General features: G+C 62.2%; 9 protein-coding genes. 4 read left to right on the top strand and 5 right to left on the bottom strand.

Going from position 1 to position 11,338, the window contains the following annotated elements:
• Positions 1-6: 6 nt before the first annotated feature.
• The 4 genes from nrfD (at position 7) to B1C78_RS14805 (ending at position 4,047) form a co-directional block, all read left to right on the top strand.
• On the top strand, positions 7-1,260 hold the full coding sequence (gene nrfD / locus B1C78_RS14790) for an NrfD/PsrC family molybdoenzyme membrane anchor subunit (RefSeq protein WP_077279939.1): 1,254 nt from the start codon (positions 7-9) through the stop codon (positions 1,258-1,260).
• 22 nt (positions 1,261-1,282) lie between these two features.
• Complete coding sequence (locus B1C78_RS14795) at positions 1,283-2,704, top strand: cobyrinic acid a,c-diamide synthase CobB (protein WP_077279965.1); 1,422 nt, start codon at positions 1,283-1,285, stop codon at positions 2,702-2,704.
• A gap of 28 nt (positions 2,705-2,732) precedes the next feature.
• On the top strand, positions 2,733-3,098 hold the full coding sequence (locus B1C78_RS14800; RefSeq protein ID WP_077279940.1) for a HesB/IscA family protein: 366 nt from the start codon (positions 2,733-2,735) through the stop codon (positions 3,096-3,098).
• A 274-nt stretch (positions 3,099-3,372) separates the two neighbouring features.
• Positions 3,373-4,047, top strand: a complete 675-nt coding sequence (locus tag B1C78_RS14805) for a Fe2+-dependent dioxygenase (RefSeq protein WP_077279941.1) — start codon at positions 3,373-3,375, stop codon at positions 4,045-4,047.
• Positions 4,048-4,439: 392 nt separating this feature from the next.
• Here the strand turns inward: B1C78_RS14805 and B1C78_RS14810 are convergent, their stop codons facing one another.
• The 5 genes from B1C78_RS14810 to B1C78_RS14830 all read right to left on the bottom strand — a co-directional run bounded on the left by B1C78_RS14810 (position 4,440) and on the right by B1C78_RS14830 (position 10,972).
• On the bottom strand, positions 4,440-5,723 hold the full coding sequence (locus B1C78_RS14810) for an FCSD flavin-binding domain-containing protein (RefSeq protein WP_077279942.1): 1,284 nt from the start codon (positions 5,721-5,723) through the stop codon (positions 4,440-4,442).
• A gap of 12 nt (positions 5,724-5,735) precedes the next feature.
• On the bottom strand, positions 5,736-6,338 hold the full coding sequence (locus tag B1C78_RS14815) for a c-type cytochrome (protein WP_077279943.1): 603 nt from the start codon (positions 6,336-6,338) through the stop codon (positions 5,736-5,738).
• A gap of 984 nt (positions 6,339-7,322) precedes the next feature.
• The gene (locus B1C78_RS14820) at positions 7,323-8,372 is read right to left on the bottom strand and encodes an Sfum_1244 family protein (RefSeq protein WP_077279944.1); all 1,050 of its coding nucleotides are present in this window, start codon (positions 8,370-8,372) and stop codon (positions 7,323-7,325) included.
• Between the two features lie 230 nt (positions 8,373-8,602).
• Positions 8,603-9,526: a DUF302 domain-containing protein gene (locus tag B1C78_RS14825; RefSeq protein ID WP_077279945.1), complete on the bottom strand. Its 924-nt coding sequence runs from the start codon at positions 9,524-9,526 to the stop codon at positions 8,603-8,605.
• A gap of 111 nt (positions 9,527-9,637) precedes the next feature.
• Positions 9,638-10,972, bottom strand: a complete 1,335-nt coding sequence (locus tag B1C78_RS14830; RefSeq protein WP_077279946.1) for an OmpP1/FadL family transporter — start codon at positions 10,970-10,972, stop codon at positions 9,638-9,640.
• Between the last annotated feature and the right edge of the window lie 366 nt (positions 10,973-11,338).

Genomic DNA, 11,338 nt, shown 5'->3' on the forward strand with positions numbered 1-11,338 from the left:
ACCACCATGACAACAAAGACCCATTTCAGGGAGATCGAGGGCCGCAGTGGCGGATACTACGGCCTGCTGGCCCTGCTGGTGATCGGCATCGGCCTCGGCATCATCGCCTCCCTGCTCAAGGGCACGTACGGCCATTACATCACGGGCATGGACAACCAGATCGTCTGGGGCCTGCCCCACGTGTTCGCCATCTTCCTGATCGTTGCCGCCTCGGGGGCGCTGAACGTCGCCTCCATCGCCTCGGTGTTCGGCCGCAAGCTCTACAAGCCCCTGGCGCCGCTCTCGGGGCTGCTGGCCATCACCCTGCTGGCCGGCGGCCTGGCCATCCTGGTCCTGGACCTAGGCCGTCCGGACCGGCTCATCGTGGCCATGACCTACTACAACTTCAAATCCATCTTCGCGTGGAACATCTTCCTCTACACGGGATTCATGGCCATCGTGCTGGTGTACCTGTGGTTCCTGATGGAACGCCGCATGAACCGCTACAGCACGCCGGTAGGCTACGTTGCCTTCGTCTGGCGCCTGATCCTGACCACCGGTACCGGCTCCATCTTCGGCTTTCTGGTGGCCCGCGAGACCTATGACGCCGCCATCCTGGCGCCACTGTTCATCGCACTCTCCTTCTCACTGGGCATGGCGGTCTTCATTCTGACCCTGATGGCGGCCTGCCGCTGGACCAACCGACCGCTGGGCGACGTGCTGATCGGGCGTCTGAAGAACCTGATGGGCGTGTTCGTCGCCGCAGTGCTCTATTTCGTGGCGGTCTACCACGTCACCAACCTCTACGCCACACGGCTGCATGACGTCGAGGCCTTCATGCTGCTGCACGGCGGCATCTACCCGCTACTGTTCTGGTTCGGGTTCATCCTGCTGGGTTCCCTGCTGCCATTGCTGATGGTGTTTCACCCGGCATGGAGCAAGTCGCGCGCCATGATCGCCTCCGCCGCTGGGCTGGTGATCGTCGGCGGGATGGCGCAGCTGTACGTCATCATCATCGGGGGCCAGGCCTACCCGCTGGATATGTTCCCGGGCTATGACGTGAGCAGCACCTTCTTCGACGGCGTGGTGATGGCCTACACGCCCAGCATGGTGGAATTCATGCTCGGCATCGGCGGTGTCGCCCTCGCCTTCTTCCTCGTGGTCGTGGCGCTGAAGTTCCTGCGCTTCCTGCCGGAGAACCTCTCCGACGAGAAGATCGACCCGCACCACGGCGGCACGCAGCGTTCGGAAGGCACGGAAACCGCCGCTGCGGGGGCATGACCGCGGCAGGCGTGGCGTGATCATGACACGCCTGCTCATCTCGGCCGCCCACAAGTCGTCCGGAAAGACCACGGTCAGCACCGGTCTGTGCGCGGCCCTGAGGGAGCGCGGATACCGTGTCCGGCCCTTCAAGAAGGGGCCCGATTACATCGATCCCCTGTGGCTGGGCCACGCCGCCGGCCAACCCTGCGTCAATCTCGATTTTCATACCCAGCAACATGCGGAGATCCTGGAGACCGTCGCCCGCTACGAACAGGGCGCCGATATCGCCCTGATCGAAGGCAACAAGGGACTGTTCGACGGCGTCGACCTGGAAGGCTCCAACAGCAATGCCGCGCTGGCGAAACTGCTGGAGACGCCGGTGGTGCTGGTGGTGGACTGCCGGGGCATGACCCGGGGCATCGCACCGCTGCTGCTGGGTTATCAGGCCTTCGACCCAGAGCTTCGCATCGCCGGCGTCATCCTCAACCGGGTCGGCGGTGCCCGGCACGAATCCAAACTCCGCGCCGTCATCGAACGCTACACCGATGTCGCCGTGCTGGGCGCGCTGCGTGACGACCCCTCCCTGCAGATCGTTGAGCGCCACCTCGGCCTGATTCCCAGCAACGAGCACGATGCCGCCGATCGCCAGATCGCCCGGCTGGCTGAAGCGGTGGCGGAACAGGTGGATCTGGACCGGCTCGTGGAGGCTGGGGCAGTGGCTTCACCGCCACCAGCGGGTGCCACCGTGACGCGCATGGCGCATTCGGGCCCTCGCCTGCGGATCGCCGTGGCGCGTGACGCAGCCTTCGCCTTTTACTACCAGACGGACCTGGAAGCCCTGGAATCCGCCGGTGCTGAACTGCGCTTCTTCGACACGTTGAAGGATTCCCGCCTGCCAGAGGCCGACGCACTGTTCATCGGCGGCGGATTCCCCGAGAGTTACCTGGAGGCGCTGGAGGCCAACGCCGCCATGCGCGAGGCCATCCGCGAAGCCATCGAGGGCGGCATGCCCGCCTACGCCGAATGCGGCGGCCTCATGTATCTGAGCCGCAGCATCGGCTGGAAGGAACGGCGCCACCGGATGGTGGGCGTCATCCCGGGCGACATCACCATGCATCCCCGGCCCCAGGGCCGCGGTTATGTCTTCCTGGAGGCGACGGCGAAACATCCCTGGCCGGGCGCGGTATCCGACCAGGAAACAGAAGCACCTGCATTGCCGGCCCACGAGTTCCACTACTCGGCGCTGGAGCCCATGGATCCGGAGCCCGTCTACGCCTACCGCGTGCTGCGCGGCCACGGCGTGGATGGACACCATGACGGCATCGTCTACCGGAATCTGCTGGCCAGCTACAGCCACCTGCGCCACACGCGCAGCAACCCCTGGGTGACCCGCTTCATCGCCTTCGTCCGGGCTCACATCAACGCGCGGGCGGCCGGCCCGGGTCATTCCACCGCCCCCTGAACAACAGAACACCGAACAGGAGTCTCACATGATCACCGTAACCCCCGCAGCGGCGAAGCAGATCAAGGAATCCGCCAAACAGAGCGACATGGGCAACACCGCGCTGCGCATCGCGGCCCGTCGCAAGCCCGACGGCGCCATCGAATACGGCATGGGCTTCGATGATACCGGCCGCGACGAGGACCTGACCTTCAAGAGCGAGGGAGTGAATCTCGTGATGGACCCCATCTGCGTCGACCTGCTCAAGGACACCGTACTCGACTACGTGGAGATCGAACCGGGCCAGTTCCGTTTCATCTTCATGAACCCCAACGACCCCCACTACCGCCCCCCCGAGTCCGACGAGAACGCCCCGCCGTCCGGCAGCAGCGGCACGTGGTCGCCTGAGAAGTAGATTGCTTTAACCACGAAGCGCACGAAGAACACGAAGGGAAAAATGTCTCTCGCAAAGACGCGAAGCCCGCAAAGAAACCCGTTTGGAGCGTAAAAGCTGACTCCGTAGGTTGGGGTGAGCANCCCTGCTCACCCCAACCTACAGATGGTTCTTCAATCGACATGTCTTCCTTGGCGAGCTTCGCGCCTTTGCGAGAGAACATGTCTTTCAGGCTTTGAAATTCTTCGTGCGCTTCGTGGTTCAATAACCAATCCCGGATAGCACTGTTACAGCCATGTTACTGACCATTCCCGATCTGCTGGATGCGGCGCAGCTTGACGAGATTCGTCGGCTGCTGGCGGACGCGCCGTTCGTGGACGGGGGGTACAGCGCAGGGGCCGATGCCCGGCAGGTCAAGCACAACCAGGAAGTCGATCCCGGCGATGCGCGTGTCGCGGCGCTCAACCGACTGGTGCTCATGCCGCTCTACCGGCACCCGGAGTTTCAGGGGGCCGCCCTCCCCAGCCGCCTTTCGGGCGCCTTCTTCGCCCGATACCAGCCGGGCATGCGCTACGGGTCTCACGTGGACGATCCCGTCATGGGGCCCGAGGGCGGCCGTTACCGTACCGATGTCTCCGTCACCGTCTTTCTGGGCGACCCGGGTGACTATGATGGCGGGGAGCTGGTGGTGGAGACCGAATTCGGTGAGCAGGCCGTCAAGCTCCCGGCAGGCCATGCGGTCCTCTATCCTTCCTCGAGCCTGCACCGGGTCGCCCCCGTCACAAGAGGGCAACGACTGGTCGCCGTGGCCTGGGCACAGTCCATGGTCCGGGACCCGGCCCGGCGGAGAATCCTGTACGACCTGTACCGGGTCCACGAGGACCTGCGCAAGCAGGCACCGGAGGGCGAGGCCACACGCCGGACCGGCCACGTCCGGGCGAACCTGATGCGCATGTGGGCAGAGGTTTAGTTGGTCAAGGGCGTTACTCTCGCGAAGACGCGAAGCCCGCTAAGGCGAGCCCTGCAGAAAGGCGTTCAACCACGAAGCGCACGAAGAGCACGAAGGGTTCTTGTTCAAATACGCTCCGGGTACATCGTGCCCTTCACGGTTGACTCAGGGGCTTCCCAACCGACGCTATGGGACTCTCGCCAAGACGCGAAGCCCGCTAAGAAATGCCTTTTATGATCAAAAGACCTTCTTGGCGTGCTTCGCGTCTTTGCGAGAGAAATGCCTTTGGCGGCGCCTGGTGAGCCCCGCAGAAAGACGCTCAACCACGAAGCTCACGAAGGCCACGAAGGTATCGGATCAAAAACCCTTCGTGCTCTTCGTGTGCTTCGTGGTCAAAAACGCCCTAACCGATATCAGCCGAACATCTCGTGCGTGAGGTTGTTGTACCAGCTGTGTGCGTAGGCGACCTCGCGGCGGCGGAACTCCTGCGGTACATCGAGTGGCGAGACGCCGCCCGCCACCTGCTCAATCACACCCTCCTCGAGACGGTAGACCCCCGTGACCGAGAACGCGTGCTCCGGCGCCCCGAAGCTGTAGCAGGTATTGGCATAGGACGGTGTCCCGGGTTCGCGGCCGTTGAGGATGTCCACCACGGCCAGTGCCGCCACCTTGGCCTGGGAGCTCGCCGAGTAGCCGGACTTGGGCATGGTGGTGGCCATGGCCGCGTCACCGATGATGTGCACATCGTCGGCGATAGTGGATTCAAACGTCCTGCGGTTCACGGGGCACCAGCCGGAGTCGTCCGCAAGCCCGGAGTCAATGGCGATCCGTCCGGCCATCTGGGGTGGAATCACATTGGCCATGTCGGCCTTGAAGCGGTGAAACTCTCCGAACAGCGTCATGGTACCGGTGTCGACGCGTCGGATACCCCCGTTCGTGTCGGCAGCCCTCACCCACTCCAGCGTGCCCGGGTAATACATGTCCCAGGTCTGCTGGAACAACCCCTGCTTGGAGAAGCTGTCCTTGGTGTCGATGACGAGCAGCTTGGAACGCGGCTTGTGCCCCTTGAAGTAATTGGCAATGAGCGAGGCCCGCTCGTACGGGCCGGGGGGACAGCGGAACGGATTCGCCGGCGCCACAAGCACCATCACGCCACCATCCGGCATGGCCTCGAGCTGCTTGCGAAGCAGCACTGTCTGATCGCCGGCCTTCCAGGCGTGGGGCATGATCCGGCTCGCGGCCTCGTCGTAACCCTCGATGGCGTTCCATTTGAAATCAATGCCCGGGGAGAGCACCAGGCGATCATATTCAAAGTCACGCCCGGACTCGCCCCTCACCTTCCTCGAAACCGGATCGATGCCCACGATCATGTCATGGACCACGTTCACGCCATAGCGGCGCAGACCGTCGTAACCGTGCCTGATGCGGTCAAGCGGCAGTAGCCCCCCGATGACCAGGTTGCTGAAATAGCAGGTGTGGTAGGTGGGATTGGGCTCGATCAGGGTAACCTCGATGGCCGGGTCCAGTTTCTTCACGTACCGGGCGGCCGTCGCGCCGCCCGAGCCACCGCCGACCACGACTACGCGCGCCTTGGCCGCATTGCCGTGCGAGCCGCCATGGGCCGCCAACGGGAGTCCTGCCGCCATACCGGCCGCACCGACGAGCTTCAGAAAGTTTCTTCGATTGAGCGTTGCCATGTGTGCCGTCCCCTATTGCCCCATGAAGCGTTCATGGTGCTGCTGACTGGCGTAGAAATGCAGCAGCGCCTCCACGTCTTCATCCGACAATTCGACCATACCGCGCCGCATGCGCCTGGGCTGGGCACGGTCGTGTGCATTGAAGTCCTCGATGCTGAAGGCAAGGTATGGCTTCCATTGCCCCGCCAGTATCATCGAGTCATCTTCCGCGACAGTGGCATTCTCGGAATGGCAACGGCTGCAGCTTTGCTCATGCACCTCGGCACCACGACGCGCCTTGACTTCATCGAATGGCTGAGGGGCGGGACGGTACTGGAGGGAGGCGAAGTAGCTCGCCATGATCTCGATTTCCTGCTCGGTGTAGCCCGCCGCGATCCGGTCCATCACCGTGGCCGGGCGCCTGCCGTCCTTGTAATCCAGCATGGTCATGATGAAATACTCTTCGGACATGCCGGCGATCGACGGCGTGGCAGGCCCGACGCTGACACCTTCATACCCGTGGCAGCTGGCACAGTTCAGGCTGAGCATTTTCGCGCTTGGCGGCTGGGTGGCCCATGCCGATCCCGAGCCAAGCACGGCGGCCAGCACGGCTGCCAGTGTGATACTTCGCTTCATGTAACTCCTCCGGTGTTCCAATGGTGGTTATCCTGCCCCGTCGCGACCCCGGCCCCCCGGGGACGGTCCGGCCTTGGGACCGGCATCTGCCGGTCCGCCTGTCCGGATCGTGGACGGTTGTCTCCCAAGACCTGATTCAGCCACATCTCATGTGTGCGGCTTCTTCAGTCGCATCGAGGCCCCAGGAGATCAAAAATCTTTTGTATTTCCTTTGGTTAGGATGTGATCCCGGCATTCCGGAAGCACCCTGACCCGATTCTCGCGCAAACCATCTCCCTGATAACTCCCAGTTAACATGAATCATATCTGCATGTTTTATGGGGATTCTTGATCTGGCTCAAGCCGTCGACTCAAGTCAGACAGGGTTACGGTGAGCGGTGGGGGTGCGGCTTTGTGAGAGAACTGCCTCATGAAGGAAAGAATGTTCTCTCGCGAAGACGCAAAGCCCGGAAAGGAAAGAATTTCTTGATCAAATACGCTCGGGCACATCGTGCCCTTCACGGTTGACACAGGGGCCTCTTAACCGGTGACGTGGGACTCTCGCCAAGACGCGAAGCCCGCGAAGGAACGCTTTTCGATCAAAAGACCTTCTTGGCGGGCTTCGCGTCTTTGCGAGAGAAACGCCTTTGGCGATGTCCGGTGAAATCGGCGGAAGACCGCTCAACCACGAAGCTCACGAAGACCACGAAGGTATCTGATCAAAACCCCTTCGTGCGCTTCGTGTGCTTCGTGGTTAACACAGGGGCTATGCAACCGACGGCATGGGACTCTCGCCAAGACCGCGAAGCCCGCAAAGGAAAGAATTTCCCAATCAAAAGACTTTCTTCGCGAGCTTCGCGGCTTTGCGAGAGAAATGCCTTTGGCGGCGCCCGGTGATATCAGCAGAAAGACACTCAACCACGAAGCTCACGAAGGCCACGAAGGCATCTGATCAAGAACCCTTCGTGCTCTTCGTGTGCTTCGTGGTAAAAAAAATCGGACCCGTCAAGGACCCGACAGGCGCAAGGCAGGCAGGGCCTCATCGCTGATCGGCCAGGATTCGGGCGGCGTCTCCAGCAGCAGCCGGGCCACGGATAGCCAATGCTCCCGGGACGGCGCCACCAGGCGCTTCAGGGCGTGCCTGGAACCGGTTCCCGTCCAGGCCTCGTAGGCCTTGCGCAACCGGGGCGCAAGCACGGCGCGCATGCCGGTCAGATTGGCGAAATAGAAATGCAGCGCGCCGTCATGGTCGCTATCCAGCAACGCCGGCAGAGTGGTGAGGCTGTCCGCCAGATGATCGCGCACGGCGCGCATGACCCGCTCGCCGCGGGTGCCGGCGACTTCCAGGGTGCGTTCCTGCCAGGCCGCTCCCAGGAGTCGCCCGGCGAGCACCTCGCCCACCTCGTGCCAGACAGCGGATTCCACCTCCGAATCCACCATGGCGTCGAATCCCGCGTCGTTGTCCGACACGCAGCCATAGGCCGCCAGCGCGCGCGCCATGGCATCGCCCGGAGGTGAGCCGCGAAACTGCCAGGCCTCGATCATCTCATGGAGCATGCGCCGCACGGATTCCGTGCGCACGAAGATCACCTCGCCCCGCGACATGGCCGGTGGGGCCACCAGGTCACGGGCCTGTTCCTCACCCACCACGTAGATGCGATATCCGTCGAACTCTTCCCGGCTCACCACGGAACCCAGAAAGAACAGCGGGCGGGCCCCACGACCGTAGCCGGCCCCGTAGACCAGGCCGTGGGGATCCAGTCGGCGGTTGACGGACTCGTGATCGAAGGGATCGAAGCGAGTCTTGCCCAGGGTCAGGGGTTCCAGATCCTTGTCCTCCAGGTCCTCCCAGAGGCGTTCCTGGCGGATCACCCAGTCCCCCACCTCCTCCCGGTCCAGTGGCGCCGAATACGGCAGGCGCCGCATCCAGCGGTAGAACTCGCGCATCTTGAGCAGGTAGATGCACAGGGTATCGTTGCCCGCATGCCGGGCGTCGGCGATGTCGCAGTTGCGCTGTACCCGCAGGGACAACTCGCGCAGCTCGCTAGCCTGCATGTCTCACCATCCTTCTCCTGTGGCGGAGTACCTGCCCCCGTAGGAGCGGCGCCCCCGCCGCGAACGCCCATGCCTCGTGCACCATCCACCCTGTTCCGGGATCCGGCAAGTTCCATTCTCCACCACGCTGCGGACAAAAAAAACCCCGGACGGACCGGGGTTCAAGAGGCTGGCATTGCCCGATTGCACGTTATGCCGCGGCCCGGGCGAGACCGCCGCTGTATTCCGTATCAGCCGCCCGCCACCCGGGTCAGCACCTCCCCTATCGCGGCCGGTGACCGGCGCAGGCGCATGAAGCTGTGGCTCCCCATCATGCGCAGGTCGGGAAAGTGCACCGCCATGCGAAAGCGCATGTGCAGGGCTTCCACCTCGCCGCCGTTGACCAGGATCTCGTAGGGCAGATAGGCCGTCTGGCGCATGGGCTTGAAGTCCACGATGCTCATCTGGTGCACCTCGTCCATGTACTGGTTGGGACCCCCGTCGGCCTGGCGCATAGCCACGCCGAAGACGGTCATCTCCGTACCGGGTATATCGAGGCGGTACACCTTGGATGCACCGCCACGGCGCTCCGCCAGCCCGCGCTCCACCGCCGCCACGGCCTCGGCGTGGCTGCCATAGCTGGCGAGCTGATAAGGCTCGTCGAAATACTCCATGCCGAAGGTGTAGTTGTAGCGCCGGAGCTGGTCCGGCGGCAGACCGCTGTCGGAGCCAAAGGTCTCGCGCTGCCCGAGCGCCGCCGCCAGGCGGGCGGACACGGAGAACAGTTCGCCGTTCAGCCGATACGCATGGCGCAGATACAGGGGATTGGCGTAGGCGATCTGGGTATTGCCTTCCATCTCGGTCAGCGAGATACGCTGGGGCGCGATATACCCCCCGCGTTCGCTGATCGCGGCCACACGCAGCAGATCGTCGTGGGTGGCGACAATGACGTGCGCTCTGTCATAGGGCTCATACTCACCCACGATCCGGAACCCCTGGGCCTGGAGGCTGTTGCGTACCAGTTCCAGGTGATTGGCGATGGGGCCTTCGTAGACAGCACCCAGCACGAAGGGCCGGAGATTGCTGTCCTGGGCGTGGAGCGGCGCAAGGGAGAGGATCATCCAGGCAATGACGATCCCCGCGAACCATTTGATACGACGAATCGAACCTGACATTGGGCACCTCGCTTTTCGTCGGGTCGGTGTAGCGGCACGTGCCGCAAATGATGCATCCGTGCCGAACCAAACGAGGAACGGGGTCCAAGAGGACCCCGTTCCGCGAGTTTCCTAGAACTTCCAGGCGTAGCTGGCTTCGACCTCGAACTGGTGCATTTTCAGTTCGATCTTCTGGCCTTCGAACATCGCATTGTCGCCACTGACCTTGCTCTCCGGCGCATACATGGCCGCGAAGTTAAACTCATTACTCGGACCGATATTCCGGGTAAACCCGAAGGTCAGGTGATGCTCAATGACGGCCGGGGCCAGGATATTAAACAGGACCTCGGAGCTGGGAATCGGCTGCCGGCCATAGCTGTAACCCAGACGCCAGGTCCAGTCGGGGCTGGTCGTCCACTGATAGCCCAGCTTGTAGATCGTCATGTCCCGCCAGCCAAAACCGGAACCGCCGCTCTCTCCGAGGCAACCACTGGAGTCAAATCCTTGGGCACACATTCCCAAGCCTTGCCTATCGAACTTGTTACCGATGGACTTCACATCGCTATACCAGATGTGCTGAATGTCGAAAAACAGTGTGGACGTCGGCGTCACGTCCCAGGCTAGCCCCACGGTCATGTTGGCCGGGATGTCGAAGCCGCCCTTCTCGGCGAAAAGACCCGAGTAATCGTCGAACTTGCCCATGTACATTTTGGTCTGATAAGCGGCACCCAGTCGTACACCCGGAGACACTTCACCCTGGATACCGAGCCGCAGCCCGTAACCCCATGAGTCGTCATGGCCCTCGTTGCTCAAACTGCCCGAATCACGGCTCATATCAGCAAAGCTCCGAAGACCCTTGGCTTCGAAGCGCTGGTAGGCAATGATCGGGGTCACACCCCAGGAGGCAGTGTCATTGATCTTGCGGGCATATGTTGGAGCGATGAAAAGCTGCATCAGGTCCACACCAGTCTTGCCCGCGCAAAAGGTTCCAGACGGGCACTCCCCTCCCGCGTTGCGAATAGGGTTGCTATGCGCGGGATAGTCGGTGTTCATTCCACCATTTCCGTAGATCGAAATCCCGATACTGCTTCGGTCATCCAGCATCCGGTTCCAGCCGAAATGCGGAATCAGGAAGTACTCCGAGCCACTCTTGTAGCTGCCGGGTTCCAGAGCGAAATCCTGCGCTGGATCAGGCGCGCCTGGAAACTCGCCTACACTATATTCCCGGCGCGGTGAAAACAGCGCCACACCAAAATCAATTCGATCTCCCAAGGTCACCATGCCCGCCGGGTTGGTCGCGGCCGCAAGGCTATCCTGGGAGAGCGCCACGCCCGCGCCCGCCAGTCCCTTACTGGTGGTGCCGTAGCCGTGGGAGAAGTAACCGTTGGTGGCCTGTGCCATGCCGGCGGCGCCCAGCCCCGCCGCAAGACACGCAAAGACAGTCGACTGTCTGACAAATTTACGCATGGAATCCTCCTCAAACTGGCTTGGCTTTCGGGCCGCGCCTGACTTGTTTTCTTATGAGAGCGATGGAACCGGGGGATTGTTATGGTTATTGCCCCGCTGTGAGCATCGTCAAATTACAGCAACGGGTCCAAACAGAAAATTTTATGCATAATCAGATTCTTGTATGTTCGTTATTCCTTATATTCCGATTCTTTTATTCACTAGTGGGAAACACCGCCCTGCAGTGTTTCCAGGGACTTCTGATGATCATCGGTGGTGCCCTCGATGCGCGTGCCTTCCGTCGTTGTGCGGGGGTTCTCCAACCAACGCCATGGAACTCTCGCGAAGGCGCGAAGCCCGCAAAGGAAAGCCTTTTTGATCAAAAGA

Source organism: Thioalkalivibrio denitrificans (assembly GCF_002000365.1).
Classification (GTDB): Bacteria; Pseudomonadota; Gammaproteobacteria; order Ectothiorhodospirales; family Ectothiorhodospiraceae; genus Thioalkalivibrio_A; species Thioalkalivibrio_A denitrificans.

Excerpts from the sequence above, each read along its gene's own strand:
- nrfD (WP_077279939.1), top strand. The coding sequence starts at position 7 with ATGACAACAAAGACCCATTTCAGGGAGATCGAGGGCCGCAGTGGCGGA.
- B1C78_RS14830 (WP_077279946.1), bottom strand. The coding sequence starts at position 10,972 with ATGCGTAAATTTGTCAGACAGTCGACTGTCTTTGCGTGTCTTGCGGCG.
- B1C78_RS14800 (WP_077279940.1), top strand. The coding sequence starts at position 2,733 with ATGATCACCGTAACCCCCGCAGCGGCGAAGCAGATCAAGGAATCCGCC.
- B1C78_RS14810 (WP_077279942.1), bottom strand. The coding sequence starts at position 5,723 with ATGGCAACGCTCAATCGAAGAAACTTTCTGAAGCTCGTCGGTGCGGCC.
- B1C78_RS14815 (WP_077279943.1), bottom strand. The coding sequence starts at position 6,338 with ATGAAGCGAAGTATCACACTGGCAGCCGTGCTGGCCGCCGTGCTTGGC.
- B1C78_RS14825 (WP_077279945.1), bottom strand. The coding sequence starts at position 9,526 with ATGTCAGGTTCGATTCGTCGTATCAAATGGTTCGCGGGGATCGTCATT.
- B1C78_RS14805 (WP_077279941.1), top strand. The coding sequence starts at position 3,373 with ATGTTACTGACCATTCCCGATCTGCTGGATGCGGCGCAGCTTGACGAG.
- B1C78_RS14820 (WP_077279944.1), bottom strand. The coding sequence starts at position 8,372 with ATGCAGGCTAGCGAGCTGCGCGAGTTGTCCCTGCGGGTACAGCGCAAC.
- B1C78_RS14795 (WP_077279965.1), top strand. The coding sequence starts at position 1,283 with ATGACACGCCTGCTCATCTCGGCCGCCCACAAGTCGTCCGGAAAGACC.